Source organism: Haloprofundus salinisoli (assembly GCF_020097815.1).
Taxonomy (GTDB): Archaea; Halobacteriota; Halobacteria; order Halobacteriales; family Haloferacaceae; genus Haloprofundus; species Haloprofundus salinisoli.
Genome location: NZ_CP083663.1, coordinates 2314428 through 2341056 on the forward strand (window position 1 = coordinate 2314428; position 26629 = coordinate 2341056).

General features: G+C 54.1%; 26 protein-coding genes and 1 tRNA gene. 13 read left to right on the top strand and 14 right to left on the bottom strand.

Translation table 11 applies throughout. The features are described 5' to 3' along the window. Nucleotides 1–191: 191 nt before the first annotated feature. The 3 genes from LAQ73_RS12235 (at nt 192) to LAQ73_RS12245 (ending at nt 2588) form a co-directional block, all read left to right on the top strand. Nucleotides 192–266: transfer RNA gene (locus LAQ73_RS12235), tRNA-Val, on the top strand. An 87-nt stretch (nt 267–353) separates the two neighbouring features. Beyond that, nucleotides 354–581, top strand: a complete 228-nt coding sequence (locus LAQ73_RS17760; RefSeq protein WP_224268563.1) for a DUF7563 family protein — start codon at nt 354–356, stop codon at nt 579–581. Between the two features lie 396 nt (nt 582–977). Next, entirely contained in the window at nt 978–2588 is a 1611-nt protein-coding gene (locus LAQ73_RS12245; protein WP_224268564.1) for a DUF7845 domain-containing protein, read from the top strand. 1026 nt (nt 2589–3614) lie between these two features. Here LAQ73_RS12245 and LAQ73_RS12250 read toward each other — a convergent pair. From LAQ73_RS12250 to LAQ73_RS12280, 8 genes are all read right to left on the bottom strand, one after another. After that, nucleotides 3615–3932 (bottom strand): hypothetical protein, encoded by a 318-nt coding sequence (locus LAQ73_RS12250; RefSeq protein ID WP_224268565.1) that lies wholly within the window; start codon nt 3930–3932, stop codon nt 3615–3617. Nucleotides 3933–3967: 35 nt separating this feature from the next. Then, entirely contained in the window at nt 3968–4351 is a 384-nt protein-coding gene (locus LAQ73_RS17865) for a PD-(D/E)XK family putative nuclease (RefSeq protein ID WP_486606349.1), read from the bottom strand. A gap of 151 nt (nt 4352–4502) precedes the next feature. Next, complete coding sequence (locus tag LAQ73_RS12255) at nt 4503–5663, bottom strand: hypothetical protein (protein WP_224268566.1); 1161 nt, start codon at nt 5661–5663, stop codon at nt 4503–4505. Then, the gene (locus LAQ73_RS12260; protein WP_224268567.1) at nt 5656–6432 is read right to left on the bottom strand and encodes a hypothetical protein; all 777 of its coding nucleotides are present in this window, start codon (nt 6430–6432) and stop codon (nt 5656–5658) included. Before LAQ73_RS12260 ends, LAQ73_RS12255 begins: the two co-directional genes overlap by 8 nt. Beyond that, nucleotides 6429–7106 (bottom strand): DUF8063 family protein, encoded by a 678-nt coding sequence (locus LAQ73_RS12265; protein WP_224268568.1) that lies wholly within the window; start codon nt 7104–7106, stop codon nt 6429–6431. The genes LAQ73_RS12260 and LAQ73_RS12265 overlap by 4 nt, the downstream gene beginning before the upstream one ends. A 56-nt stretch (nt 7107–7162) precedes the next feature. Continuing rightward, nucleotides 7163–8725, bottom strand: a complete 1563-nt coding sequence (locus LAQ73_RS12270) for an Env/VP5 family phage fusion protein (protein ID WP_224268569.1) — start codon at nt 8723–8725, stop codon at nt 7163–7165. Between the two features lie 191 nt (nt 8726–8916). Then, a complete protein-coding gene (locus LAQ73_RS12275; protein WP_224268570.1) occupies nt 8917–9165 on the bottom strand; it encodes a hypothetical protein in 249 nt (82 codons plus the stop codon). 4 nt (nt 9166–9169) lie between these two features. Next, nucleotides 9170–9568, bottom strand: a complete 399-nt coding sequence (locus LAQ73_RS12280; protein WP_224268571.1) for a DUF8023 family protein — start codon at nt 9566–9568, stop codon at nt 9170–9172. 119 nt (nt 9569–9687) lie between these two features. On the opposite strand from LAQ73_RS12280, the gene LAQ73_RS17870 reads away from it, so the two are divergent. Next, nucleotides 9688–9891, top strand: a complete 204-nt coding sequence (locus LAQ73_RS17870) for a DUF8053 family protein (RefSeq protein WP_486606350.1) — start codon at nt 9688–9690, stop codon at nt 9889–9891. A gap of 77 nt (nt 9892–9968) precedes the next feature. Continuing rightward, entirely contained in the window at nt 9969–11132 is a 1164-nt protein-coding gene (locus tag LAQ73_RS12285; RefSeq protein WP_224268572.1) for a restriction endonuclease, read from the top strand. Nucleotides 11133–11420: 288 nt separating this feature from the next. On the opposite strand, the gene LAQ73_RS12290 is transcribed toward LAQ73_RS12285, so the two are convergent. Beyond that, nucleotides 11421–12263, bottom strand: a complete 843-nt coding sequence (locus LAQ73_RS12290) for an HNH endonuclease (RefSeq protein ID WP_224268573.1) — start codon at nt 12261–12263, stop codon at nt 11421–11423. A gap of 102 nt (nt 12264–12365) precedes the next feature. On the opposite strand from LAQ73_RS12290, the gene LAQ73_RS12295 reads away from it, so the two are divergent. Further along, nucleotides 12366–12701 carry a hypothetical protein gene (locus LAQ73_RS12295; RefSeq protein ID WP_224268574.1) on the top strand — a complete coding sequence of 112 codons (336 nt, stop codon included), beginning with the start codon at nt 12366–12368 and terminating at the stop codon, nt 12699–12701. Here the strand turns inward: LAQ73_RS12295 and LAQ73_RS12300 are convergent. Together LAQ73_RS12300 and LAQ73_RS12305 are read right to left on the bottom strand one after the other, a co-directional pair. Further along, on the bottom strand, nt 12676–15027 hold the full coding sequence (locus LAQ73_RS12300) for an Eco57I restriction-modification methylase domain-containing protein (protein WP_224268575.1): 2352 nt from the start codon (nt 15025–15027) through the stop codon (nt 12676–12678). The genes LAQ73_RS12295 and LAQ73_RS12300 overlap by 26 nt on opposite strands. Before the next feature lie 60 nt (nt 15028–15087). Next, on the bottom strand, nt 15088–15819 hold the full coding sequence (locus LAQ73_RS12305) for a M48 family metallopeptidase (protein WP_224268576.1): 732 nt from the start codon (nt 15817–15819) through the stop codon (nt 15088–15090). Nucleotides 15820–15875: 56 nt separating this feature from the next. Between LAQ73_RS12305 and LAQ73_RS12310 the strand changes: the two genes are divergently transcribed. The 3 genes from LAQ73_RS12310 to LAQ73_RS12320 are packed head-to-tail and all read left to right on the top strand — an operon-like array spanning nt 15876 to nt 20091. Then, entirely contained in the window at nt 15876–18269 is a 2394-nt protein-coding gene (locus tag LAQ73_RS12310) for a sensor histidine kinase (RefSeq protein ID WP_224268577.1), read from the top strand. Further along, complete coding sequence (locus LAQ73_RS12315; protein ID WP_224268578.1) at nt 18262–19272, top strand: response regulator; 1011 nt, start codon at nt 18262–18264, stop codon at nt 19270–19272. Before LAQ73_RS12310 ends, LAQ73_RS12315 begins: the two co-directional genes overlap by 8 nt. A gap of 6 nt (nt 19273–19278) precedes the next feature. After that, a complete protein-coding gene (locus tag LAQ73_RS12320) occupies nt 19279–20091 on the top strand; it encodes a hypothetical protein (RefSeq protein ID WP_224268579.1) in 813 nt (270 codons plus the stop codon). 355 nt (nt 20092–20446) lie between these two features. Here the strand turns inward: LAQ73_RS12320 and LAQ73_RS12325 are convergent, their stop codons facing one another. Both LAQ73_RS12325 and LAQ73_RS12330 read right to left on the bottom strand, forming a co-directional pair. Beyond that, nucleotides 20447–20767 (bottom strand): helix-turn-helix domain-containing protein, encoded by a 321-nt coding sequence (locus tag LAQ73_RS12325; protein WP_345778386.1) that lies wholly within the window; start codon nt 20765–20767, stop codon nt 20447–20449. Between the two features lie 486 nt (nt 20768–21253). After that, a complete protein-coding gene (locus LAQ73_RS12330; protein WP_224268581.1) occupies nt 21254–21457 on the bottom strand; it encodes an AbrB/MazE/SpoVT family DNA-binding domain-containing protein in 204 nt (67 codons plus the stop codon). Nucleotides 21458–21508: 51 nt separating this feature from the next. On the opposite strand from LAQ73_RS12330, the gene LAQ73_RS12335 reads away from it, so the two are divergent. The 4 genes from LAQ73_RS12335 (at nt 21509) to LAQ73_RS12350 (ending at nt 25454) form a co-directional block, all read left to right on the top strand. Continuing rightward, nucleotides 21509–22540, top strand: a complete 1032-nt coding sequence (locus LAQ73_RS12335) for a tyrosine-type recombinase/integrase (RefSeq protein ID WP_224268582.1) — start codon at nt 21509–21511, stop codon at nt 22538–22540. A 399-nt stretch (nt 22541–22939) separates the two neighbouring features. After that, the gene (locus LAQ73_RS12340) at nt 22940–23548 is read left to right on the top strand and encodes a TetR/AcrR family transcriptional regulator (protein ID WP_224268583.1); all 609 of its coding nucleotides are present in this window, start codon (nt 22940–22942) and stop codon (nt 23546–23548) included. Then, nucleotides 23545–25047, top strand: coding sequence for an MATE family efflux transporter (locus tag LAQ73_RS12345; protein WP_224268584.1), 1503 nt, complete (start codon nt 23545–23547; stop codon nt 25045–25047). Before LAQ73_RS12340 ends, LAQ73_RS12345 begins: the two co-directional genes overlap by 4 nt. A gap of 119 nt (nt 25048–25166) precedes the next feature. After that, nucleotides 25167–25454 carry a DUF7577 domain-containing protein gene (locus LAQ73_RS12350; RefSeq protein ID WP_224268585.1) on the top strand — a complete coding sequence of 96 codons (288 nt, stop codon included), beginning with the start codon at nt 25167–25169 and terminating at the stop codon, nt 25452–25454. Between the two features lie 33 nt (nt 25455–25487). Here the strand turns inward: LAQ73_RS12350 and LAQ73_RS12355 are convergent, their stop codons facing one another. After that, nucleotides 25488–26168 (bottom strand): DUF7282 domain-containing protein, encoded by a 681-nt coding sequence (locus tag LAQ73_RS12355; protein ID WP_224268586.1) that lies wholly within the window; start codon nt 26166–26168, stop codon nt 25488–25490. Nucleotides 26169–26629: the final 461 nt, after the last annotated feature.

Here is a 26629-nt window from a genome sequence, read left to right on the forward strand (position 1 = left end):
CAGGAACGTCACAACACCGTATTTTAGGTTTGCCTAAGAACGGCAAAAAGCGTTACGATTTAGGCTGACCTAAAATATTCCGAGAGACGTGAATACCCCACGACGACGCTTCGGCGGGCGATTTCGAGCAGGGGACGCCGCGGTCGGACAAGAAAATCCTTAAGTCATACCCGCGGGTACGACTGAGTGCCGGGTTGGTGATCTAGTCTGGTTATGATACCTCCTTCACACGGAGGAAGTCGGCAGTTCAAATCTGCCCCAACCCATTTGATTTAAACGCAGAGCGGCGATTTTCACCGCTCTTCCACCTTCTCTTCCACCGAGAGACTTCTGGGTTCGGAGGTGCTCTGTAGATGGCAGTTCGGCTCGGACTGCCGAGAGACAACTGCAGTTGTCTCCACTGCGGATCGCACGTCACAGACGGGTTCCGTCGCGTTTTCGGAGACGAGGAGTGTCGCGCCCATCGCTGCGGAGAGTGCGACACCTACGCTCGTCTCTCGCGCGGGAGCGCTGCGGGACACTCCGTCTCGATTCCTGACCCAGAGACATCCCCTGGTCGCCACGGAGGTGAAGTCGCGTGACGTTCGTTCGCGCGAGTCGTCTCTACGACGCCAGAACTCGAAGTCGCACGCTCGACACTGACCTACCTACCGCATTCTCCTCGCGAGAAGCAACTGATGCTGATGTTCGACGTGCTATCGAGCGCGTTGAGCGCGCCCAAGGTGGTGCCGAACAGTGAGAACCGAGAACGGCCGCGACTTCGAAGGCGAACTCAGTATTCCGGAGGCAGGTGAATCTGGAATCCCGACTGATGCAGTATGCACGGGTTGCAAGCGTGTCGTGGTAAAGCGCGTCAGTGTCGAGAGTCCCGACGATCTCTCTGGGTCGTTCCAGCACGTCTGCCGTAGCTGTCGGAGGGTCACCTGGTGGAATGTACTCGCTGTTCTCCACGGACTCATTCGACAGGAGGGAGAGTGATGGCACACGTCGCCACGGCCCCGCACGAGGTCGAGGGACACATGAAGTTCCACGAGAACGGTCTCTCTCCATACTGGGCTGTCGCGAAGTTGCTTCACCAGGGCTTTGACGGCTACTCTGGAGAGGTACACTTCGAGTTCGAGGATGAACCGTGGAACGTCAAACTCACCTACTCGGATTCTGGTATCGCACCGCGGCCGACTGATCACGTCAACCGCGACGTACTCCGCGAATACGACATTCACTGTGAGGGACTCGGTGAGAAGAAGGCCCACTACAACGTCTCTCCCCGGTTCGAGGATATGCGAAGTCCCGATGATGACCGTCTCTCGATTCCGTGGGAGCCGGGCGGAGAGGGCGTTGACGTAGACTTCAAAGGATCAAACGTCGAGCCCGAGAAGTACCCGCCGCATCTCCGTGCTGCATTTCGTGCGCTCGCTGACGAGGCCGCGATGATGGTCCGTCGCGACTACTTCACCGAGCTTCACGACTCGTCGAACATCTACACGTACGAGCGGTACGTCCGCATCTCGCGCGACATGTCGATGAAGTTGGTTCGTTCTGGAGGGACGTTTTATCGTCTGTTCTTCCTACTCTCGTCCGAGGAAGGGACGAAGTGGGTGTTTGCCGGAGACAACGAGGAGATCATCGGGAAGAACCACCGGCTGAAGCTCTGGCCCGAGGCTGCCTCGATGGTGATTCCGACGCACTCTCGCGGAAAGCAGCTGAAGTGCTACCATCCGAAGTATGTCCGAAACGAGGAGACCGACAAAGACGCTCTTAGTTCGCCGAAGTTCGGTGTCTTGCTGAAGAAGGCGTTCAACGACGGCAAGGCATTCTCGTGGGACGAGCACCGAGACCTCCGACACGAGATAGAGGAGACTCTCGTCAACGTGCTCTCTTGGGCTGGGATTCCTGTTCAGCCTGGTGCACCTGGAACGTTCATTGAAGACGATCACTTCGTCCCGGAAGAGTCGGACGTCCGAATCTCACGCTACGATAACCCAGCGCCGGAAATCGAAGCCACCCAAGAAGCGCTCATTCTGAAAACGATGCGTGATATCTCCGATGGTGCAGAGTCGATGGTGTTCGAGCTGGCTACCGACGGTGGCCGTCACTACGATGATCTCGCTGACGAGATGGGCGTCAGCACGTCGAGCATCTACCGCTGGCTGTCGGAACTAGGAGACGTGATCCGCAACGAGAACGGGAAGTTCGAACTTCGCTCGATGAAGTTCAAGCAAGAGATTGCCGCGATTGCGGAACGAACTGAACGCGCGGTTCGGAAGGGTGCGGACAGCGTTGCACGTCTCGCCAACCAGCAGGCCCGAGAGGAGCGAGACGGTGCGTTGCAGAAGTGGATGAACAAGTGGGGTGTGGAACTCGCTCAGAGCGATGACGACGCTCTCAACGGCTTCAGAATCGGAACGCTGGTTTCGGAGATGAAATCGGACCCGGTACTGCCGTATCTCGGTGAAGCGTTACGCGAGGGTCTCGAAGCGTGGACAAATGTAGGCCGCGACCGACTGGTCTTCGAGAAGATGATGTTCGAGTCGTCAGCGGACGACGAAGATTGGTTTACTCGACGGGCCGGGGACTGGATCGGCTGACCGGCCGTCACCGTGAGTGGCAACACTCTCGAATCGTCGAAGACGCGGCAACTCCTTCCTGATTTTCCCGTCACAATGGCCGAACCACAGTTTCGAGTAGAACGGTGTTCACCGGAGATCGCGCGTAATCACCTTGAAGCCGGTCGGGTCGTTCCTGCCAAGCAGGAACATCCCCTTAGGGAGTGTGCCTAAGGGCACTGCTGAAAAAATTACCCCACCCCGCGGCGGTTGTCGAGACATTGCAAGCGAACCGGGGGTTGCTGTGTCGCGGAGTTTCTTGAACCATATTTATTAACACACTGCTCAACACATTGAACAATCAACTATGCCCTCTCGACGCTCCATTCTCACTACCTGTAGTCTCGCAGCTAGCGCATCGCTTGCTGGCTGTTCTACAATATCCTCTCCACCAGGCAGTGATGCAGTGATTCGGAGCGATGGGTTTGATTTACCGGATCCAGAATCCGACCCTGTTGTTGTACGGGCCGAGACAGATTCTGGTGAGGATAGCTGTCCAGAGGGTCTTCTCCAGACTAGCGCCCGCATTCACGAGGTACGCCGTCCAGATGAAGATGGGCCTAATCAGATGCTCTTAGTGACGAAGCACAACGTCATCACGGGGAATAGTGGATGTGGTTCTGGGTGGGGGCAAACAGGAATTACAATCCATCACGACTGGCAGAAAGATAGCTTCCCTTTTGCTGCGAATATCACAGACATGGGCTCAAATGTTGTCTACACTGATGATTCCGATAAAAAGACGGCAACATTGGAGAAACAAGATGGAGGAAAGAATGGATATTGGCAGGTTCACTTGACACCACCTTGGAAGAGTTCGGGTACTTTCTATTTTGTCTCGGTGTTCACTAACACGGATACACTGAGTGAGGGTGATGTCTTAGCAAAGGCTCGTGCAGAGTCAAAGGTTCGGAAGGGCTGGTTCGGTGGCAATGACGTACTCAAGACCGAGACTACTCTTAGGTACGGAGACACCGACAGGAGTTAGCTTACTATTCGCTCTCGACCTCATGCAGGTCTCCAAGAGATCACAGCAGCGAATCCGTTCGACGTAGAGAAATACCAAGCGAAGTAGAGCATAGCGACACTCACGAACGAGAGAGCTGAGATCGCACATGCAGTAGTCGTTTCTCTGAGAGTCCAGTCTCTCGAAAACCCATATCCACAGACTGCAATCACAAGAGAAACGAGTGCTATTGCTGGGACAGTCATTCCGTAGCCCCAGAACCCAATCCAGTAGGTGAATTCGTTGACTAGCCCGACTCCGATGAGGCTCCAGACCGCTCCAGCCAAAATGCTAGAAAGCACCCGTTGTGAGAGCTCCATACTGAGACGAGATTTACTGCCGATATAATTCTATTCTAACCGAATATCTCCGAAATACCTATTTTCGCCTGTTGGGTCTCACGGTGAGCACCTCCACCATGCCACGTCAACAGTGGCAACTTCGACGAATGAATCATCTGTGTTCTCAGTACAGAGATTCCTTGGCCTCGTGGTTTGTAGACTCCGAACACATACACACCATTCTGTCGCCGAAGCTTCTCGTGGTACTTACGGTAGAGTTTGAACGTCCCTGGCTGCCCATCGGCATGGCGATGCATCGTCGCCTTCACCTCGACCGATGTTCCGTCCCGATCTACCGCATCACGCCACGATGCTCGCGCCGGTTCGAGACGATACTTCTCGAAGGCTTTCCGTTCGAAGAGCGTCCCGTAGTGGTTCGCCCGATGCGATCGACTCATACGCGCCCCGCGTGCGTCTTATATATACACTCCTCGCCACTCTCGTCGGGAACGGTCCGGCCCATCATGGCCGTCCCGACCGAAGGGAGGGAATGACTGCATGGGCTAACAAGGGGATTGTATCCGTATCCACCTATCCACCTCAACGCAGTCATGCGATTACCTCCTCGACTTTGGAAAGTGTTTCTCGGTGCAATCCATCCTCGCGGAACTCTCGCCATCGAGAACCGACCCATCCGTGACTGTACGGCACGTATTTGGCGGTTTCACGGTTCGTCAGTCCTTCCTCTTTGCACCGGATGACCGTCCAAATCGCTGTGTTCCGAATAGCGTCATTGGCTCCCATAGTATCCGAGTCCTCGAATTCAGACCACGACCACGAGGACGCTTCCTTCGTGTTGAACCGCCAGTCTGTTGGTGGAATTCCCTCGATCTCGAACTGGATATCTGCGATTTGGCCGCCTTTGATGCTGTCTGCGACGATTGCCTTTTTCTTCGAGACCTTCTTGACGATGGTTCCGACTCGCCAGAGCAGCGGGTGTATCGAACGCTCTCCGTGTGCGATGTAGATGAGACAGCCGCCGTACTTGCGGATCTTGTAAACCAACGGAGCCATTTTCATCCGAGTCTCGTAGCCTTGGGCACCGACGCCGCTCGCCGCACTGCTAAACTCGTCTCCGAAGAACAGTTTCGGCCTCTGTGAGTGACACAGCGGGTCTCCGTCCTGTTTCACCCACTCCATCAACGTCCCGTAGTTGGGTATCCAGCCGTCCTGGACATCGCCTTCGTCGTCGACCCATCGCTTCTTCTCCTGGAGGCTCTGGATATTCGTTCCAATGAGTGCGTCCTGCGATTGGTGTTCTAACCAACGCTGACCGAGGAGACACGCGAAATCGGTCTTCCCTTTCCCCATCTCGCCGAGTACGACGATGACCGGAGCTGGTCCGGTGATGAGATCGTCGACTTTCCCGATAGCCTTCAGTCCGGAAACGTCTGCTCGTTGCTGCTGATCTCCGGTGAGATGCTTGAGGGTCGGCATGTCACCAGCGTCGAGCGCAGTTCGTGCGGTTTCAGTCGCTGCGATACGCTGCAACTGCTGCATCTCTCGGAGGTCTTTCGCTTCCGCGGGCATCTTCCCCGGTCTGTTCATCGCCTCAGGGTCGTAGTGAGACGCTGTGACCGCCATATAACGACTCACTCGCTCATCTCGGACGATACCCGCGAACGGATAGGAGTCCGGGTCTCGAACACCGTAGCCGTCCTGATGCTCGCGGTACTGTGCTGGAGTGTATACGTCGTTGTCGTCAGTCATCTGCAGGAACCTCCTTCGGTCCGAGTTCCGGACCGAAATCGTCGTTTAAAATGTCGTCTTCGCCGACGGTCGGCAGGTCTTCCTCGCTGAACCCGTCGGTATCTCCCTTTGCGTCTTCGTAGGCACGTTTCACGGCCGTCTGGTCCATCATCAAGCCGCGCTCGCGTGCCTCTGAACCCTCGTTGATTATGCTGGACTGAATGTCACCAGCCATCCGAGAGACGCGCGCTCGCACCCGTCCGTAGTCCAGATACGCCTCTATTAGCTTGCCGTGGATGTCCTCCATGTGGGATTTCGACGTGAGTAGCTGTGTATCTCGGCATCCAGCCAGCCACGTACCGCGCACGATGAGTTTTCCGTCCTCACCTACGTCCGGCAGGTACTCGTATTCGCGCACTTCCCACGCGGTATTGCCGTTGATTGGCCGGGGACTCGGACCCTCTACCTCCTTTTCTCGCCATAGCTTCGGCGGAACGGTGTACTTCTCGTTGATGTCCTCAACCGCGTTCACATGGTGAACGGTAATCCAATCGCGGCGTCGAAGCCAGTTGGCGAAGATGTAGCCGCCTAGCAACAGCGGCGGGCAGAAGATAAGCGCAGCTGCGAGAAAGTCCACGAACCACGCCGGGACCGCCGGGACAGACGGCCGCCAGAGCGCCAGCACGAAGCCCATGCCCACGAGAACAGCGACGACGAGTAGTTGCGCCTCCGCAACCAGATACGTCAGCCTGTCGCGCCAGTCGGCGAACGTCGGTATCGGTTCGCTCATCGCGCCACCCTCGGTTCGCCGCCCTCTTTCCTCAGCACCAGAAACGCGCCGACGACGAACATTGAGACCGCCAGCACGATACCGCCGACGTAGCCCGCAATACCGGACGTGTTCGCCAGCGTCTCGCTCTCCTTCTCTGGTATCCCGTTATCCACGAGTTCGTACCCTCGAAGATTCTCTGACGTGCCGACGGTGAAACCGGCGAAACCACGGTGTTTGGTGACTTCAAGCCTGAACGTCACCATGTCGCCTCGGTCCACCCACTTCGCTTCGGTCGGAATGTCCGCGCCGGTCGTCCCGTTCGCTCGCATTGCCCCCTGAGAGTCCGTTACTCGAATCTGCTGGTACTTCTCAGACTTGATGGTGATAACCGCCTCTCCTCCGTCTTCGCCGTCAAACTCGTTGTATTCCATCGAAACGAGGACGGTGTTACTGTCGATGCGGTCCAAGTATCCGGGGTTGGACGTCGTACTATTCGCCGGCCCGTTCGCGTCGATCTTCGAAGCGTTCGCACTCAACGAGGATTCGTTTTCAGTCGCGGTCGTGTTCGAACGGTTCCCCAGCTCGGCAAGTATCTGGTCGACTGCCTGACTCACCGAGTTGTTCGCCGTCGTGTTCGTCGCGGTCTCGTTTGTCGGCGTCGTCGCGGTCTCGTCAGCGGCGACCACGCCCATGCCCATGCCCATCGCTGTCAGCAGTGTGATTAGCACAAAAATGTGTTTCATGGTCGTTAGCTTCTCGTGAGGACGATTACGGCGAATAGCGTCCCTATGACGGCTATCCCGACTATCTCGGTATCTCCGAATCCGCCAGTACTGTCGCCGTCGCCGGACCCTCCGCCGCCGCCGACTTGCGACTCTCTGTCTTCGATTTCCTGCCGAAGTTCGGTTAACTCCATCTGCATTTGCAGCAGTTCAGAGGTGTTCGCTGTCTTGTAGACGTACTTTGTCGTCTCGACAGTCTGAACCTCGCTGCCGTCTTTCGCCCGCATCTCGTTGAGGGTGAACATGTCGCCTTCGTCGGTGTCTACCTTCCTACCGTCTGTCGTCAGGAAGAACACCGTTCCGTCAATGTTCGACGTGTTGTAGGTCATTCCTGCCTGCCAAGAGCCGTTAGGAGCGCTCTCAGCCATGACCAACCCGTTGAACGTCTCGCCTCCGTAGGTGACGTTCATCGTACCGGAGTTGTTCAGATTCGGCGTGTCGTACCCCATCGCAGACAGCCACGCCGCAGAGCGCCAGAGACCTTCACTCTCGTTGCCCGAACGAACCCCGAATTCGAACATCGCCGTGTTCGCCGAGATAACGTCAGAGGCGTTGATTTTGCCAGATTCGAAGTCTCCGTACGTCGCCTCCACGAATTGGTCAGACTCAGCCACGAGGCCGTCTCGAACGGTCTGAATCTTGCTCCACTTCTCATCGTAGACATTCCAGTCCACGAGTTCAATAGGCGGATAGTCGTGCGTCGATGGCGTCGAGATGATGGTTTTGTCAGCAGTCCCGTACGAGGTCTGTGCTATGCCGTTTTTCGGGTTAATGTAGTTGGGTCCACCACTCGCACACGGGCCACATCGCAGCAACAGCGAGGTAGTCTGTGTTTGGGTACCGTTGAGGAGTGTGATGTTCCGGGCGTGAGCACCGTGGTAGGTGTACGGGTCCGAATACTCAGACGAGCCGGCCACGTAGTTGAAGTGAACGTAGTCGTTCTCGTCAACCCAGTAATCGGTGTTATCGTAGCCCGTACTACCGTCCTGTGAGCCGATAGGCGACTGCGTGATACCGGTCTCCTGCGACGCCTGCGCGACGAAGGCATGGGTCGCGGTTGCAGAGGCGTTCCACGAGTCGAGGAGTTGCATCTGCTTCACCGAGTAATAGTCATCAATCGCATCACGTGCAGCAGCTTTCGCGCCCGCTTGAGATGAACCGTTTTCGTAGGCGTTCGCAACAGCCGTCTGAACCTTCATCCATGCGACCGATTCGGAATCCTGGATGTAGTTCATTTCCTGCGCGAGGTACGTCTCTGAGTGCGCTTTCTGAATCTCGGCATAGTTGTAGATGTCTACCTCGGTCTGGTCTGCGTCTACCTGCTGCATCTCGTCTACAGCAGCGTCAACGTAGGCCGTCCGAGAACATGAATCGCCGTTCACTGCTCCGAGCGATAGGAACATGATGAATGTGTCCAGATTCGAGCAGTCGCCCGCCTCTGCCGCCACCGCCGTCCCCGCGCCGGGGCCGGCGATAGCCGACAGCAGCACGACGAGCGCGAGGGCGACGCGAACGAATCTACGACTCATAACGGAACTCCAGTCGAGACGAACACGCCGATGAGTGTCGAAATCGCTCCGAGAGCGAACATAGCCCGTCCGTCGAGTTCGGCCACGCTATCGACGCTCATCGCCCACCCTCCGAGTGGTTCATCATGCAGACGAGCGCCTTACTCGCCGAGTCGAAGTCTCTCCCACACGTTGGACAGGTGTGACGAACCTCAGGCATTCGCTACCTCCGTGCCCAGCTTTGCTGCCTCCGAGTCATCTTCCTGTTCTGTCTTTTGTCGCTTCTTCCGTGCCCGGAAGTCCCCGAACAGGAACGCCGCCGGGACTGCGATAGGTGTGAGTACGAACCAGACGGGGTCCGTCGAGGTCGAGACCACGCCGATCATTGACGCAGCCGACGCACCGACTGTCAGCGAAACCCGATTGGCTACCTCGTACACGTCCGATTTTTCCATGGGCATGGGCTTACTGAGTCCATCCCGTGTAGACGAGCGACCCCGACTGGACGAGTGCCAGGACGAGCCGAATCACGTCGTAGTCGTTCACGAGATCGCTAAACGGTGGGACGAGAACGTAGGCCGGAACTGCGAGTGCGCCGACTGCGATGATACCCCATTCCCACGTCTCGTACTGAGCGCGACCGTCGAGAACCTCGTTCGTGATCAGTACCCAGCCGAATCCGGCGACGGTCAGGACGGCTGCGAGTGTGACCTCGACGCCAGAGCCCGACCAGAGAACCATCGCCAGCTCGTAGCCGTCGCCGATGGTAATTCCGAGTGTGAACAGCCCGAGCGCGACGCCTCCGATGAACGGGACGAGAACGAGCGCGAGCAAGTCTTCGATGTCGATTGTGCTTTCTGCCATACTACACCCCGACCGAAACCCCATCTCCCAAGAACCTCAGATTTCTTGAATTTCGTGGATACAAGACAGTCAAAATTTGGTAAAAGTTAAGTACGATAGGGTGGCCGGTCGGGTGAACCATGTTCAGAAAACTCTCGAATCGAAGCGGTACGCCGACTATTTCGCTGGATAAAGGGGATCTGCGATTAGATGGGATCGTCGAGGAAGATGGGACGATTCCAGATTGTCAGGAGATGCACGTTCAGCGGCTTGGTCAGGGGGCGTATTTAGTGCGGGCCGTTCAGGATGGGACTGTACCGGAGTTAGAATGCATATTGCCATGATGGCCGGTCCTGGACAGGATATTCAGAGAAACCCATAGTTTTAGCATCCCTTCCTACAATCTTTATTTCTAATAAGTATGCCACAGTCCGAAGTAACGCTGGCAAAGCAACTTTCCGAGTTATCTGAGTTCAACGACTCCCCCGGAAAGAGTGAGCTATCACTTCTGAGGCGGCTTAATCAGGCAGCTATTGAGTTGCTCAACATAGCTGGCCATAGTAGAGATAATATATTTATTGACGTTGACTATCAAACGCCCTCCAGAATAAGAAAGGAATTCCCAGAGAAGATCATAAATTTCACCGCAATTGCAGCAAAGGATGCAGCTTCTCCACCATATGTTGCTATCAAAGCGAGTGCAAACCAAAAGACGTCTACTTTGAAAAGGCCAGTAGAGGACTTAGATAAGCGAACCTCGAAGTATGTATTGGCTTGTGATGTAACATCGAGAGCAAAGTATACTGTATTACTCACTGGTGAATATCTCGCAATCCTTGGTGAAGATTATCCTCCAAAAGCGTACCAGATACACAATATCAGAGAAGACAAAGCAAAAATTGTACTTGATCACCTGAGTCCCCCAGACGAGTATCCAGAGGGTAGAAGTGGCAAATTCCCTCCGGGATATCATCCCAATCAAACAAAACTCACCCGTTGGCTATTCACAGATTCCGAAGCAGTACCTGAATATCAACAAGAGATCAAGACAGAGCGCTTCCGTCTCGATATCGATGAATACAGCGAGATGTTATATCGGGCGTATTCTGCGGATTCCTCTACTGAAAAAGGGGATTCACTAGAAGAAGTGGTAGCATACTTGTTTGAGGGTCTAACGATGCTATCAGTTCGAGATAGGAATCTCAGAACGAGGAGTGGTGAGATTGACTTGGTACTGGAATATGACGGAAGTGATGAGGTCAACCTGTTTGATTATCACTCACGATTTGCATTAGTTGAGTGCAAGAACACTGAAACGAGCGTATCTTCGAAGGAAGTCGGTCACTTTGATAAGAAACTGGGCGAAACAAATACCGATCTTGGAATATTAGTCGCTTGGAATGGTATTTCTGGGGCGGATTCTGGTGACAATGCTCAGAGGTACGTCGACAATGCTTCTTCGTCGGGGACTTATATTGTGATTCTTGAATCAGATGACCTTTACAGAATACTGGATGGAAAGTCCTTGTACGACCTAATTGACGAAAAGCTGTACAAATTGCAGATGGACATCCAAACTGAGTGAACGTACCCTATTCTTCCGGTGGCTGTACACTCCCTCGCCGGACACCCCCCGGCAGTCACACGTCGACAAAAGCCGCTCCGCAATATTGCACATGTAAAGAGCACATCGTGTGTGCAATACGAGTCGTGCTCGACGGCCCACGCCCGCCGATCAAATCTGTTCTCCCCAAATTTCCACTCCATTTATAAATGAACCTGGGTTGAGTTAGTCGCTGGAACCGGCGTTTCACGGAGCGTGTGCAATTTCTCTGTGCCTTCAGGCTTGTCCTCCGCAACATTCCGAAGTTCGCTATCTCGTCGCCTCTGTTTGCTCGATGAGTGTCTGATTGAACTCATCCCCGTCCTTCCCGTGATGCACTCGACGGTGGCAGTTCGGACAGAGGGCAAGAACATTATCTGGATCGTCAGCGCCGCCGTCGCTTCGTCGGTACAGGTGATGGACTTCGAGGAACGGTTTTCCCTTCGAGTCTACAAACGGTGCATCCTCACCACAGCCCTGACACACTCCATCTGCTGCTGCGAGAGCGTAGTCTTTGACTGCTTGAGATCTGGGGTATTGCTTTCGTGATCCAGAAGTCGTGTCCTCGCTCGACGTCACACTCTTTGGTGAACTCGCCTTTGCGCGTTTGTAAAGTTCGTCTACTGAAGAACCGCCGCCGGTCTCTTCGATCGCGACTTCAGTACCGCCCACGGGAACCAACTCGAAGCGGATGGCGTCCCGATAGTCTCCATTCTCGTCGGGGAGTGTATCGACCCGATGGTCAGAGTACTCGTACTCACCGACGTAGGAGACGATCCAGGCTTTATCGACATCCTCGAATACGAACAAACGCTCAGCGTTCTCCTTGTGGTCTCGTATTGCCTTGTTCCCGGCTACGAACTCCATGTCGCCCACCTGTCCCTCTCCTGTGTAGATGAACCTCCCGTCTTCGAGGAACTGGTCCTCGTAACCGTAGTCCTTCCCAGAGTCACCAGTGAAGAGGAAAACCGCATCAGAGTCGGCAGGTGTTGCAATCCCTCGATAGCGCTGTCCACCGTAGGTGTCATGGAGATCCCAGCGATTGTACCGTTGACCAACATCGAATTCGGGTGTATCGGGAATATCCGAGCCAGAAATTGGGTCTGTTTTCATCGGTTTGTTCAATCAAGAAGAATGACTTGAACCCTCTGGTTGCCCGAGAAGAACCATCAGCGTCCTCAAAGCATCTGTATCGAATGAGCCGCTAAAGCTAGGGTGGCGGAGATTGAGAACAATTCCATGCGGCTCAGAATGACCGATAGTCGGAAGCAGCGGTTCCAGGATCTCCAAGAAGCCCTCGACGAGAAGACGAAGTCGAAAGCACTCGACAAAGCCGCCAAGTACACCGTACGCATGCGCGGCGGAACCACGGCCGTCCCGAAAGGGGCGATTGCGGAACTGATGCAGCTCGCCGAAGAACAGGGTAGCGTCACTGTTGCTGAAATTGCTGATGTTCTCGATACTCCGGAAGTAACTGTGGAATACAAGTCACGCTGGACTGTGGGTGAGTTATCTCCTCGCCTTCTCAGTGAATGCCAAGGAAACCTCTGAGCTCCGTTTCAATGTCGGAGAGGACATCGTCGCCATCATCTCCTTTGCGGCGCTGCTTACAGAGTTCCTTGAAGAGAGAACTCAATCGAGAGCAAAGAGAATCTGGTAGCTCACGCGGATCAAGTACAGGTGCAGATTCTAACGGACCAATCTCGATTTTTTGGAGTCCGTTGTAGTCACGACTGAGTTGCATGAGAAAACGCTCAAAGAGGCGGCTGTTCAGATAGGCTAGGAGAGCATTCAGTTGCTCTTCATTGTATTTGAAGTCCAAATCAACAGTGTGGATGTTATTGAGCGTCAGGAGATTTGCATCATTCCGTATGAACTGGAATCCATGCCTGTTCATGTACTTAGCCAAAATTGGCGCAGCATCTTGCTTTTCAACTCTATACCACGGGTTACGGTTGCTTACAAGATATCCGTCGGTAACTCCTTGCTCAGTGCCCTTTCGGAGATATTTAATGAGTGAGTCATCTTCGAGATTTTCTCTTCTAATAACTCCATTCTCGTCGTAGCAGTAGAGTAGCCACACCTCATCACCATCTCGTTCCCAGGAACACCAGTCGTCAAGATTAAGATTGAGGTTCTCCATTCCGTTTGCTGTCCGAATTATTCGTCGACGGAAACTTTCTGGAATCGGATACTCCTCCAAGTCTTCTGTTGATAGGCAGAAGTAGTCGTTTTTACCAGTTGCAATTCCACGCTTAATCGTTGCAATGTCTTTGAATTGAGTTAGCTGAGGAATTTCCTCAACCTCTGTCGAGTCGAAGAAGCGGGTCCAACGCTCTGACGGAGTGATCATGTCTTGTGCAATTACCGTCTCGAACTCTACCTCACTGTGTTCTGTGAGTGGTTCATCTGAGTTTACCAACTCTGATGCAGAGTCAACACCTGGCCATGCGCTAAGTTTAACAAACTGCGTTTTGTGTGACAACGGAGGATGCCTAGATTCCAAGAGTAGGATACTTGGTCTGGTTTTAACGCCCTCAAACACTGGAATACTGTCTCCAAATTGGATGACTGAATGTATTTTGAATTCGTTTAGTAGGAACCTCTTCAGGTCCCGACCAAACTGGGTATCCATAAATTTGGATGGGATAATGAAAGCCAAACGACCGCCATCTTCAACAAACTGAGCTGCGTGCGCAATGAAATATGCATAGAGGGGCGTTCGTCCAGAAAATTCGTAGCCGGTTCTCTCTATAACAGTCTCATTCAGGCTTTCCTTTACCGCCGAACTCATCGATTGGTGGCGTGAATAAGGAGGATTCGCGATGACTGCATCATATCTGCTCTCAATCTTACCAGAACTCGTATACTCCACTGACTTCTTGTCGATGAAGTTGTCGAGTTCGAGATTCGGTGAGCCTGGACCGTCGACGAGTTTCAACGCCGTCGACGCCATAGTGATTGAAACTTCGTCGATATCGATTCCAGTGATGTCTCCGAGTGGGCTATTAGAACCGAGATTCAGCTTTTCGTAGAGAACTTGTAGCGATAGCTGCCCAGCACCGATTCCTGGATCAAGTACTCTATCGTCGGGATTTTGAACTGCCCACGATGCCATGAATCGTCCAATATGGACTGGTGTTGCAAACTGGCCGAGATCTCGTCTAGCATCCTGAGAAATCAGCCCTTCGTAGACTGTTGCAAGAGTGTTCGCTGGTTGGGGGTCATTGAGTAGCGCGTGACGTAGACTCAAGAGTAACCGGTTGATGCTCTCGTCTGCTTCTACGAGTGAGTCGACAGGCGACTGCTGGAAGCCAGTATCCTCAATTATTCTGTAGGCTTCCTTGAACAGAGACAACCACTGACTGTTCTCGGTTAGGTGATCTAGACTGGAATACTCAGGTTGATGTAGTCCGTAGAGCGTCGCCTGCAAGAATCGGCGATAAACTGCAACTCGATATGCGTAGATTAACTGCGAATACTCGGTGTCTACACCGCGCTTGGCAAGCCAAGACTGAATTTTGGGATAATCTTCGATTCTCTCGTCGGAAGTGACAAGCCAATCTGCAGCCTGACTAATTGTCTCTCTGAGTAGCGGGATATAATTCCGGTTTGAACTCTCGTCGACGATTGATGACGGATTCAGCGGAGATGTATTTAGTGCCCAGCGATAGCCTCGACCCGGCTTCGTCGACGTGACAAATCCCCCATCTTGGAGTTCCTTTAATCTCTTGAGTGCAGTTGGATTACTACAATCGAGAATCTCTTGAATTTCCTTTGTAGGCGATGTTTGGGTGAACGAGAGATGAACCAGAACACGTGTTTTGTCGGAACCTTCCGTACTAGGTCCTGTTACTGTGCTCTGGAAATTCGGCATACACTACTCAACTAGAGCACTCTTCTTGGAGGTTGTGATTTTGATACAGAACACCAATTTTTACGATTGGCCCAAGAGCGTCTTCCAGACATTGTTTCGATGAACGGTATACCAGAATCCTTGCAACTCAGAGCGTAGTTTCCTATACTTCGGCACAGTTGATGCAACTAGCTCCCAGAATGAATCTGTATGCTTCGGATGGAGGAGATGCGCCACCTCGTGTACGACGAGATAACGAATATGTGGCACCGGGAGAAAAGCACAACGAACGTTGAAATTGAGATTCCGACCACCGGAACAACTTGCCCACTTTGTCTGCTGATTTCGGATACTAAGGGTGCTGAATTTTGTTTCGTACATTTCACAGAAGTGCTGAGCCAAGGGTCGGAGAGCGTGTCTTAGTGCCTTCCGAGTTTGATTGTAAAGGTACGGCTTCGGTGCTCTTCCTGAGGGAGACTGTAGAATAAGTGCTTCACCGTCAATTTGGATTTTGTACTCGCCATCGGTCTCAATTAGATTGTAAGTGTTCCCCCAGAGGGTGATTCCCTCCATGAGGTTACCGTACTGGTTTTTGATTTCAGTTATGTGTTTGAGCTGTTCCTCGTATTGCGACTCAATCCAGCCTGTATTTTGAGCAAGGAGTGACTGACTCGGTGTGCCATCTGGTAGAATTACCGCTAATGTACCATCTGGATTCAGTGTGAGTCGGGGATTCTGGATATCTCGTCGGTGAACTGTATACGAAACTTGTTCACCTGTTTGAAGTTTCACAGCACCCTGCGCGGCACTCATTATAGGAAAAACATTCTCCCATGCAGTTATAAACTTGCCACCACTTTCGGTAGTTAATGGTCGACTCACCCGATGAAGTAATGTTCACTATTGACAGTCGGCTGCTCGAAGAGCTGGGTGAGAATCTAGTCACACGGAATCACGTTGCAGTCAGTGAACTAATAAAGAATTCATACGATGCTGATGCGACTGAGGTCATACTCGAATTCGAGGACGCTTCCGCTGATAATCCCACAGGAAGCGAAATCCGTGTAAGGGATGACGGCAGTGGTATGAGCTTAGTAGAAGTCAGAGATGACTTCATGCGCATCGCCACAACAGACAAGCTCAGGAATCCAAAATCGGAGAAGTATGGACGTGAAAAATCCGGTAATAAAGGTATTGGCCGGTTCGCGTGCAGACGTTTGGCACACGTACTGGACTTAACCACCACCTCGTATCTTGAGGATGATGAGGTCTATGAGCGCACGTCCCTGGAGATTGACTGGCGGCGGTATGAAGCTGATCAGGAGATCGAAGAAGTCACGTTTAAACCAGATATCGAGAGGTACCCTGGTGATGAGGACCTCAGTACTGGAACTACCATTTGTCTCCGAGATCTTCAGGACTCATGGACTCAGCGCGACTTCGACACACTCCGCCGCAATGTAGTTTCTCTAGCTGTTGTCCAACCCCGGGACCGAGGTCCACAATATGAATACGACCCAGGCTTTGACATAGAGTTTGATGTCCCTGAATTCGAAAAAGGAGAAGGGACACTCTCAGAACAGATTCACGAAGCAAGTTGGGGATGTCTTGAAGGCCAGATTAGTGAGACGGGGGAAATTTCCCTAAACCTTGATGCTAAGCTTATCGGCGAGCGGTCATACTCATTTACTACCGACGCATCTGGATTAGGAGGGACTAGCTTCAAAATTTCATATGTCCCACTTGACACCAAAGCACATTACCGGGACCCCCAAACACTTAGCATCACACGGGCTCGCGAAATCACACAGGAACAGGGTGGAGTCCGCGTCTACAAAGGGGGCTTTCGAGTTTTCTCATACGGAGGCCCAGACGATGACTGGTTAGGTATCGACCAAGATAGAGGAACACATAAAGGAAGAAGTCCCGATGAAACGTTCAAAGGTATCTCTGATTCTTTAGAACTGCATATCGATTTCAACAGAGTACTTCTTTCTGGTCCGAATAATCGAAATTTGATTGGCCGAGTGATGATTGATTCCGATGCCGATTTGACCATGGCATCAAATCGAGAAGATTTCATCGATGATGATCTATTCGACGATCTCAGGAAAATTGTCCGTCTCAGTTTGCAATGGTTGACCCTGCAGTGGAGTAATTATAAAGCACTGCAGAAAAAAGAGCGCCTCAAAGAAGAAACAGAAAAATTCAACCAGGAGATTAAAGATAGTGAGACTAGAGATTCAACCGATGAAGATTCCAAAAAAACACTTGACCAATGGTCAACAAACAAGTCGGATGAAGAATCTACGACATCTGGACCCAGTGGGAAATCTACAGAATCAGAAAAATCAAAGGAGCCTGTTGACAGCGCTCTAAACCTTCTAGAGGGTGTAGCAAGCACAGCAACAGAAACGGTCCCTGAGCAAGACCGACAAGTCTCTGATGAAGCGGTTGAGACCGCTACCAAGGTCATCCGTGGTTCACTAGACCAGAAGGAGCAAGAGATTGATTTCTTCCGCTCAGCATTTTCTGTTAATCAAGTCGTATTTTCGTTTTCTCATGAGCTTCGCTCAATGGTTAACGACCTTGCCAGCAACGCTTCAAAAATTGAGACTACTTTAGACGACCTCCCAGAAAATCAGAGGTCGAAATTCCTTGATGTGATAACCGATCTTCGAGCAATGCAAGACCGGTTCGAGAGTCAGATGGAGCTATTTGGCATCTTCATGGAAACCGGCAATCGAAAACAGGCAGAACCTGTTTCAATAAGCGAGGTCGTGGACGACGTTGTTGATGCCACAGAATATATCGCAAATTACTATGGGGTAGACACTTCGACTGAGATTCCAACTCTACTGAAGACGCCACCAATGTACAAATCAGAGCTTTATTCTATAGTGGTCAATTTGGTCACAAATAGTATCAAAGCAATAGGAACAACCGCCGAGGATGGGGGGGAAATTCTCGTGGAAGGTACCTCGACTGATGAGGGAATCAGTCTCCGAGTGTACGACAACGGTGTCGGAATTCCAAAAGAAGCACGAGAGGAGGCGTTTGAACCACTCATCTCCGATCCTGCGGATAATATTTATGATGACTTATCGCAACAAATGCCCGAAGAACTCAGTGAGCAACTTGGCAAAGGGACTGGACTTGGCCTCAGTATCGTTCGCAATATCGCCGAAAAGCATGGTGGGCATGCGAAATTTGTTGAGGTCGATGAATGGACTACGTGTATGGAGGTGACTATCAATGAGTGATTATGTTATCTGGTGGATAGATGACACAGAAAGTCGGAAAGAAAAACATGCAGAAGTCCTTGAGGAGCAAATGTCCAATTTGTCAGTCATTTTCACTCATCCTCAAAAAGCGGCAGAAAAGCTCAATCAAAACGACCACCCCGATGCAGATCTCGTTCTAATCGACTGGATGCTGAATGAGCAGGGGGAGTTCCTTGGCAAGGGGTTGACTATGGCTGGTTCCGTTCGGGAACATCTGCAGAATACACCAATATACGGGTTCACGGGAGGGTCGCTTAATGAACTACGGACACCAGCTAGTGAACATCAATTTCAGTCAACATTGCCATTAAAGGATATTTCATCACGTGCGGGAGCTAAGAATCTTGAAGGGGATATCAACGATTACCAACGCGTTGAGGCAGCGCGTGGTGACGGACTCAAAGCGTTGCTTGCAACGCTTAACCCACCAGAGGGTCTTGATGAGGAACTGAAAAGCCTTATTCCGCGTACATTCTCAAACGGTCTGAAAACTGACCCAACAGAAGAGGGAGGTAGCAGCCTCGAATTTGCGGACTGGGTACGGCACCGGTTTCTCAAGACACCAGGGCCACTCTTAGACTGCAACTGGACAGCGACAAAACTTGGAGTGAAGCCAGATTACTTAGACCAATACATAACAGAGTTGTACGAGACAGAATATGGGGAGTTCACTTACGACGGCATTTTTCACCATAGAATCAACCCGCTCTGGTGGACATCTGAACTCATCGAGGCTGTCGTCGACTTAGCTCAATCGCGCGACCAAACTATCGGTGAAATCCATGCTGCAGCTCCTAATTTACTTGGAGTGGATGATGACCATCATTCCATCTGTACAGCATGTGGTGATCCACACCCTGACACTGTAGCGGCGAGTATCGAAGGTAAAGACGCAACTTATCCGGTCCATTTCCACTGTAGCAATCTTCATCACTCGCGTGAAGGAGGATTCGAGGATTACCGAACTGCTGAAGATATCTAAGTACAAATGTCGACAAAAACCTCATCGGAAGATTTGCTTCCGGAACCTGACAAATTGTATGAGTTATTGATTTCTGAGCTGGAATATCTCTACAATCTCGGCGGTGTGTTAGCACGTAATAAAGATTCATTTAGAACTAAACGCGCCGAGTTGCAGAAAATGGATTCCGAGAACTGGAAGTTAGACATTACTCCCAACTGGGTACTTCCGATAACTGGGCCAGAAGAGCAAGCTCAGAGACAAAACGCACGTGATTTCTCCAAAGCAGAGGGTTTCGCTCTCATCGGTGGATTAATTCATGTAGAAGATGGGACGTATGATGACTATTCTCTCAATCTCACGTTGCTTGCCCAGGGAGATACGGAATTGCGCGGTAGTGACGAAAACAAGCACATTGATGCGCCCTGCTGTTGGGGCGCTGAAAGTATGCAAAGCAGTTGGCGAGTTGCAAAACGATATCACTTCGATATAGATCTCGGTGGCGACGACGAGTCGAAGCCAATTACACATCTACAAAGTGGTGGGGCTTTCAAAAAGAAACACCTTCCAACTGGCATAAAACATCACGAACCACATTACTGTTCAACACCTCTTGACAAACCACGTCTCACATATCCACCCATGGATCCTATCCTCATTCTCCAAATATTGGTAACACAATACGATAGTCTCAACCGAATTATGGTAAACACTTGGAATGCACAAGTTCAGAAAGCAGAGAGTACACTTTGGACTAAGTATTATTTACACCTGAGTGACATAATGGGCATGCAGAAGAGAAGCGAAACCCTTGATTCCTATATTGAGAACGGAACTTAACAGTAAGTCAAACGAAACCCGCCCAATCCCCCGGTCTCACCTTATCCGGTGGCCTTGGTTTTGGAATTGGACGCATCAACTCGGCATCGACCTCTCCTCGCAGATACAACTCACCCCAACCCGTGATCTCGAACACCTCGGCTCCAGCATCGTCCGTAATCGGCGACACTAACCCAGCGTGAGCGAGCACATAACAGCGCTCTCGTACTCGACGCTCCGAAGCGTCGGCACTCACCTCACAAGAAATCAACTCGGGAGAACACCATCCTTCGATTTGGAGAAACTCCAAGATTCTATCGTCGAGTCCACACTGCCAGCGACCAGTCTTCCTCACAGGCGACATTGAGTAATTTCTCTACGATTCCGACTCTGCGAATCCGTCTCCGTTTCCGTTCTCGCTTTCGTTGTCGACCGCCTCGACAGGGCGATCTTCCTCAGCATCCCATTCTCCGTCTAGATACTCTTCTCCTTTGTCGGTGATGATGTATACACCATTCCCCAGAGCTGTGAGCATCCCATGTTCAGCGAGTTTCTGGAGTCGTCGAGAGATATGTTGGCGAGAGACCTTGATGTAACCGCTATCTACGAGTTGTTTCGGGGAACCAGACCCCTCTTCGCGAATGTATTCTAGGATTCTATCATCCCAGATAGTCATCCACGTCCCGGACTGTCTCATTAGTCACGGATACAGGCTGTGGTTACCTATTCACAGCGCATATGCGTTTCATGTTCTAAGATACTGAAATAGTGACTGCGTAACTTATATGTGATGATAGCAATTTTGTGCTAAACGCGGAGTTGTGAGACAGGCTGTCGGCTGGTGATGATTTTGTAGGTCCTGCGGGCAGTGCTGGAATCACTGCCCGCCGGAATGCTCCGTCAAAACCCATGACGGAAACTAGGAATACGGGGCTAAGACCCCGCAAACAGACGGAGGCATTGCCCTTTGATAAGAGCGACGACACTGACTGTGAGGTCTGTGGTTGTCGTCCGGCCGAAGGCTTCGACGCGCAGATTCACAGAAGCGTTTGTAGACCCTGCGCGAATCGCGTACGCGTTGAGCAACTGAGAGCGACCCTACTGAAGCAAGTCGCAGAAACAGCTCAGACAGCCCAAAGCGTAGCCAGAGAAGAGGCTCGTCAGGAGGCAGGACAATGACGGTCTACTCGTCCATTATCTCGCGGATGTCGTCCTCACTCCACGGAAGTAGCACGACCGGTCCATCTTCGGTACTGCCGATGTTGACCTGCTCGCCGATCTCGACGCCGGAGTGTTCGACCGCTTCCTTCGGCAGGGTGACGACAACGGAACTGCCGTCTTCTTGGATTGTGGCCTTTCCATGCATCTCGGTGCCTTCTTCGGACATAGGCCGGGCTTCAATGCGAACTATGTCAACTCTTCCGGTGGTGAGCACTCGATGAGTCGCGGCCCGGACGATATGAAGCCGCGAGTGGCGTGGCGGCGCTATGTCGACCACCGACGGACGGAGGCGACGACTGGAACGGTGAAGACCTACCACTACCGACTGAAGCAGTTCGTCGAGTGGTGCGAGGATCAGCCCATCGAATCGGTGAGCGAACTGAACGGCTGGGATTTCGAGACGTACCAGACGGCCCGTCGCGGTGATGGTCTCGCGGCGACGACGCTCGCCGGTGAGATGCAGACGCTCAAGAACTTCATCGAGTACCTGGAACGCATCGAACTAGTCGAGGACGGACTGGCCGAACGGGTCCACATCCCGAACGTCGACGCGGCGGAGCAGAGTAGCGACAAGAAACTCGACACGGATCAGGCACAGAAGTTACTGAACTACTACCGAAATAGCGACGAAGACTTCGGTTCTCGACGGCACGCACTCTTCGAGGTATTGTGGTTCACGGCCGCGCGTATCGGCTCTATCCGTGCGCTCGACCTTCGGGATGTGTACCTCGATGAGCAGTACATCGACTTCAAGCACCGTCCGAAGACGGGAACGCCGCTGAAGAACAAGAGTAAGGGTGAACGCCCGGTTGGCGTTCCTCGTGAGGTATGCGAGGCGATTCAGGCGTACATCGAAGGCGACCGCTGGCGGAAACGCGACGACTACGCTCGACAGCCGCTGTTCACTACCAGGGAGGGACGTGGGTCTCTCAGCGCTCTTCGGTGCTACACGTACACGGCGACGCTTCCGTGCCTGTTCGGTCCGTGTCCGCACGGGAGCGAACGCGCGGCGTGCGGTTTCTTAGAGCCGTACGAGGCGAGCAAGTGCCCGTCGTCGAGGTCGCCGCACCAGATTCGGACGGGTTCGATTACGTGGCAACTCGATTGTGGCCTGCCGCCAGAGGTCGTCTCGAAGCGGGTGAACGCGTCTCAGCGCGTCATCAAACGGCATTACGACAAGGCGACTGCGCTGGAGGAGATGGAGAATCGTCGTCGACCGCACCTCGATCGTTTGGAGTTAGAATCATGAGTCAGACATGTCAATTCGTGTCCGAGCAGTTCGTTAGCGTAGCCGAGTGTCTATCAATGGTCAAGAAATTCTGCCCCAACCCATTTTCTGATTCCTCGCAACGACGAGCGATGCGAACGGCGCAGTCGTGAGCAAAGCGAGGAGTCCGTGGGATCGAAAATGGTGACGGCAGTTTGAACTCGGAAGCGAAGCGAACGGAGTGAGCGGAACGACCGAAGTTCAAATCTGTTCCAACCTTTCGATGAAACAGTCGTAGACATGTCTCTAAACCCAATTTCACCGCTGCAATCACGACTCCAGATACCATACCAGCACCACCGACCTGTTGCGAAACAGTTTAACTGACCGGACGGTTAGTACCACCAAGAACCTGACCGACCAGTCAGTCGACATCTATCTATGGCCGAGGAAACCACAGACGAACTGATGCGCGCGACGTACCGCGCGCTCTGCAAGCGGGGGTACGCCGCGTTGACGATGCGTGACATCGCCGACGAGTCCTCGAAGAGCAAAGCGACCCTCCATTACCACTTCGACGGCAAGCACGACCTGTTGGTCTCGTTTCTGGAGTTCCTCGACGAGCGGTTCGCCCGGAAGATCGCAGCCATCGACGCGGACGACCCGACGGCGAGACTGTTCGCGCTCTTGGACGTCGCCTGTCCGTCCGCCGAGGGCGACTCCGGCGAATTCCAGACGGCGATGCTCGAACTGACGGCGCAGGCCCCGTACGAGAAGGCGTACCGGGAGCGACTGCTCGGCTTCGAGACCCGTCTCCGCGCGGAGTTCGAGCGAGTCCTCGACTCCGGCGTCGAGTCGGGCGCGTTCGACGACGACGTCGAGCCCGAACGGACGGCCGAGTTCCTCCTCACCGCCATCGACGGCGCGCAGACGCGACGGGTCGCGGTCGGTCACGACGCAGACAAGATGAGAGAGATGATACGCAACTACGTAGAGACGGCAGTGGTATCGGACGAATCGCCGAGGCGAACCGAGGTGCGCGCCGAGTGAGTCTGCTCGACCGCATCGACAGCGTGTTCAAAGGCCCCGAGGACGTCGACCTCACGTCGGGCGGCATCGTGAAACCGCTGTTCTACCTCTCTTTGCCCATCGTTCTCACGAACCTGCTGCAGACGGCGTACAACCTCGCCGACACGTTCTGGCTGGGGCAGTACGACACCGCCGCGCTCGCGGCCATCAGCTTCGCGTTCCCGATGGTGTTTCTGCTCATCGCCATCGGGATGGGCTTCTCCGTCGCCGGGAGCGTCCTCGTCGCCCAGCACACGGGCGCGAACGACGCGAAGAAGGCCGAGTACGCGGCGTCGCAGACGGTGACGTTTTCGCTTCTGGCCGCGCTCGTCCTCGGACTGTTCGGCTTCGTCTTCGTCGAACAACTGCTGGGCATCTTCGGGGCCTCCCCCGAGGTGCTCCCGATGGCGACGAGTTACATGCAGGTCATCTCGCTCGGTCTCATGTTCATGTTCGGCTTCTTCGTCTTCGTCGCGCTGATGCGCGGCTACGGCGACACCGTCACGCCGATGCTCGTCATGTTCGGCTCCGTCGTCCTCAACATCTTCCTCGACCCGTTCCTCATCTTCGGCTTCGACGACAACCCCCTCTTTGCGATGCTCGGGATGGAGAGCCTTCAGACGACGCTGTTCGCCGCGACGGGCTACACCGGCTCGGGCATCACCGGGGCGGCCGTCGCCACCATCTTCTCGCGGGCGCTGGCGCTGGCCGTGGGACTGGCGATCATGTTCAACGGCACCCGCGGCGTGGAGATCCACCTCAGCGAGATGGTTCCTGACTTCGGCTACGCGCGGAAGCTGCTCGCCATCGGCCTCCCCGCGTCCGTCGAGGGCTCCGGTCGCGCCATCTCCATCAACCTGCTGCTCATCGTCGTCGGGCTGTTCTCGACGAACGTCGTCGCCGCCTACGGCGTCGGGACGCGGGTGCTGTCGGTCATCTTCCTCCCCGCGCTCGCCGTCGCCCGCGGCGTCGAGACGATGACCGGCCAGAACATCGGTGCGAACAAACCCGACCGCGCCGAGAAGGCCGCAACCAGCGCCGCGTTGACGATGTTCGTCGTTCTCTCGGCGTTGGGGGTCGTCACCTGGTTCGCCGCCCGGCCCATCGTCGGGGTGTTCACCGACAACCAGGAGGTCATCACCATCGGCGCGGAGTTCCTCCGCTACGTCGCGCCGACGTTCGGTTTCATCGGCATCGTCCAGTCGTTCGTCGGGAGCTTCCGCGGCGCGGGCAAGACCGTCGTCGCCGCCATCATCTCGGTGTCGATGCTCGGCCTCGTCCGCCTCCCGGTGGCCTTCTTCGGAGCGACCGACTTCGGATTCGGTCTCGGGTCGTCGGGTATCTGGCTCGGCTTCGCCGTCTCGAACGTCGTCGGTGGCGTCATCGCCATCCTCTGGTACCGCCGGGGGACGTGGCGCAACGTCGACCTCTCGTCGGCCCGAGGTGCCCCGACCGTCGAAGCCGAACCGACCGACGACTGAGAACTCGCTACTGAGTCGTCCACGACTCCAGTTCTCGGTCGTCGGACCGTCACACCACCGAGACGGTCATCTCAGCCTGCGAAACGATGAATATCCGGCGTTCGCTATCGTCGGTGCGGATGGAACTGCTGTTTCGAATGCTCGTCGCCGGGTTCGTCATCGTCGCACCCTCGGCGCTGTTTCTCGGTCTCTGGCACGGCCTCCACAAACTCCGAGACGACCGCCTCGTCGAGCGACTGCTCGACGAGACCGACGAGGAGTTCGGGCGCAGCGGCCAGTTCGTCCTGACGCCGACCGCGCGGCGGAGTCGACGCTCCGGAGCGGTCGCGTGTAGAGCGTGCGGGACGCCGAATCCGCGCGGCGTCCGCTTCTGTCACGACTGTCTGTCGAAGCTCGACAGCGCCTAGAAAGAGAGAAAGAGAGTTCGTCGTCAGACGGCTTCAGGCGCGGCGGAGCGCGACCGCAACTGCGCCCAAGAGGCCGACGAGCGCCGCGACGACGCCGAAGCCGGGTCCGTCGGTGCCGGTCTCACCGTCTCCGGTCGTCTCGGCGGCTCCAGCGTCTTCGGTGGTTTCGGCGGCTTCGGTGGTCGTCTCCGCGGAGGTGTCACCGTCTTCGGTCGTCTCTTCGGCCGTCGAGGTGGTGGTCTGCTCGCTCGCACCGTCGCCGGTCACGTACGCCGTGCTGCTGATGGGCGCGCCGTTCTCCTGGTACGGGGCGTCTGCGGACTCGTTGAACGTCTCGTCACCGTCGTCGGTGTACGCGGTAGCGATGGTCACCTGGTCGCCGGTGAACGAGTCGTTGAGCGCCACCGTGACGTTCGTCTGCTCGCCTGATTCGAGGTAGTCGGAGTGACCGACGAGGGTGCCGCCCTCGTCGAAGATGGCGACGTAGCCGCCGTTCGAGATGGTCGCCTCCTCGACGACGACGCTCTGGTTCTCGATGGTCTGGTCGTTGTATTCGAGCGTCGCGGTTCCGTTCGCGGAGTCGTTGGCGGTTCCGTCGGTCTGTGCAGCGACCGTCCCCGTCGTCGCGGGTGCGAGGAGAGCCATCGTCGCGGCGAGCACGGTGAACACCACGACGGCGGTCAACGCGGTGCGTCGGATTGTAGATTGCTTCATCGTTGTCTCTGGTTCCGGTGCCGTCCGGTTGTCACGGGTTGGTGGTGCCGGCACTCGTGGAACTCGACCTACACGTTCACAACCCGTGGTAAATTGTTTTGGGAAACCGAACGTCCCGTACTGGCACGCTCCACGATACACCCATCCATGGTGTGCGGAAACACGCCGTCTATCTGTCGTGGTTGTTAGTGACGTACATATCAGATATTCGAAAAACTCATAAGCGAGTAAATACTCATAGCAAGTATGCACTGGAAACACCGCCGAAACGCTCCGACCGCAGAACGAAAGAAGAAAGAAACCGACGCCGGCACCCGCTGGTCGTTCATCGCGGCCGCGACGATTGCCGCGTAAGAACCGTCTCTCGACTGCACTCGCTGACGTTCAGCAGATGACTCTCCTTCGTGTCGACGGCGCGCTCTCCGGCGTCGTCGACGACATCTCGGACGAACCTGTCCGAC

What these genes read in the sequence shown, in the direction of transcription:
- LAQ73_RS17760 (WP_224268563.1), top strand. Translation starts at nt 354, where the DNA reads ATGGCAGTTCGGCTCGGACTGCCGAGAGACAACTGCAGTTGTCTCCAC.
- LAQ73_RS12245 (WP_224268564.1), top strand. Translation starts at nt 978, where the DNA reads ATGGCACACGTCGCCACGGCCCCGCACGAGGTCGAGGGACACATGAAG.
- LAQ73_RS12250 (WP_224268565.1), bottom strand. Translation starts at nt 3,932, where the DNA reads ATGGAGCTCTCACAACGGGTGCTTTCTAGCATTTTGGCTGGAGCGGTC.
- LAQ73_RS17865 (WP_486606349.1), bottom strand. Translation starts at nt 4,351, where the DNA reads ATGAGTCGATCGCATCGGGCGAACCACTACGGGACGCTCTTCGAACGG.
- LAQ73_RS12255 (WP_224268566.1), bottom strand. Translation starts at nt 5,663, where the DNA reads ATGACTGACGACAACGACGTATACACTCCAGCACAGTACCGCGAGCAT.
- LAQ73_RS12260 (WP_224268567.1), bottom strand. Translation starts at nt 6,432, where the DNA reads ATGAGCGAACCGATACCGACGTTCGCCGACTGGCGCGACAGGCTGACG.
- LAQ73_RS12265 (WP_224268568.1), bottom strand. Translation starts at nt 7,106, where the DNA reads ATGGGCGTGGTCGCCGCTGACGAGACCGCGACGACGCCGACAAACGAG.
- LAQ73_RS12270 (WP_224268569.1), bottom strand. Translation starts at nt 8,725, where the DNA reads ATGAGTCGTAGATTCGTTCGCGTCGCCCTCGCGCTCGTCGTGCTGCTG.
- LAQ73_RS12275 (WP_224268570.1), bottom strand. Translation starts at nt 9,165, where the DNA reads ATGCCCATGGAAAAATCGGACGTGTACGAGGTAGCCAATCGGGTTTCG.
- LAQ73_RS12280 (WP_224268571.1), bottom strand. Translation starts at nt 9,568, where the DNA reads ATGGCAGAAAGCACAATCGACATCGAAGACTTGCTCGCGCTCGTTCTC.
- LAQ73_RS17870 (WP_486606350.1), top strand. Translation starts at nt 9,688, where the DNA reads ATGTTCAGAAAACTCTCGAATCGAAGCGGTACGCCGACTATTTCGCTG.
- LAQ73_RS12285 (WP_224268572.1), top strand. Translation starts at nt 9,969, where the DNA reads ATGCCACAGTCCGAAGTAACGCTGGCAAAGCAACTTTCCGAGTTATCT.
- LAQ73_RS12290 (WP_224268573.1), bottom strand. Translation starts at nt 12,263, where the DNA reads ATGAAAACAGACCCAATTTCTGGCTCGGATATTCCCGATACACCCGAA.
- LAQ73_RS12300 (WP_224268575.1), bottom strand. Translation starts at nt 15,027, where the DNA reads ATGCCGAATTTCCAGAGCACAGTAACAGGACCTAGTACGGAAGGTTCC.
- LAQ73_RS12305 (WP_224268576.1), bottom strand. Translation starts at nt 15,819, where the DNA reads ATGAGTGCCGCGCAGGGTGCTGTGAAACTTCAAACAGGTGAACAAGTT.
- LAQ73_RS12310 (WP_224268577.1), top strand. Translation starts at nt 15,876, where the DNA reads ATGGTCGACTCACCCGATGAAGTAATGTTCACTATTGACAGTCGGCTG.
- LAQ73_RS12315 (WP_224268578.1), top strand. Translation starts at nt 18,262, where the DNA reads ATGAGTGATTATGTTATCTGGTGGATAGATGACACAGAAAGTCGGAAA.
- LAQ73_RS12320 (WP_224268579.1), top strand. Translation starts at nt 19,279, where the DNA reads ATGTCGACAAAAACCTCATCGGAAGATTTGCTTCCGGAACCTGACAAA.
- LAQ73_RS12325 (WP_345778386.1), bottom strand. Translation starts at nt 20,767, where the DNA reads ATGAGACAGTCCGGGACGTGGATGACTATCTGGGATGATAGAATCCTA.
- LAQ73_RS12330 (WP_224268581.1), bottom strand. Translation starts at nt 21,457, where the DNA reads ATGTCCGAAGAAGGCACCGAGATGCATGGAAAGGCCACAATCCAAGAA.
- LAQ73_RS12335 (WP_224268582.1), top strand. Translation starts at nt 21,509, where the DNA reads ATGAGTCGCGGCCCGGACGATATGAAGCCGCGAGTGGCGTGGCGGCGC.
- LAQ73_RS12340 (WP_224268583.1), top strand. Translation starts at nt 22,940, where the DNA reads ATGGCCGAGGAAACCACAGACGAACTGATGCGCGCGACGTACCGCGCG.
- LAQ73_RS12350 (WP_224268585.1), top strand. Translation starts at nt 25,167, where the DNA reads ATGGAACTGCTGTTTCGAATGCTCGTCGCCGGGTTCGTCATCGTCGCA.
- LAQ73_RS12355 (WP_224268586.1), bottom strand. Translation starts at nt 26,168, where the DNA reads ATGAAGCAATCTACAATCCGACGCACCGCGTTGACCGCCGTCGTGGTG.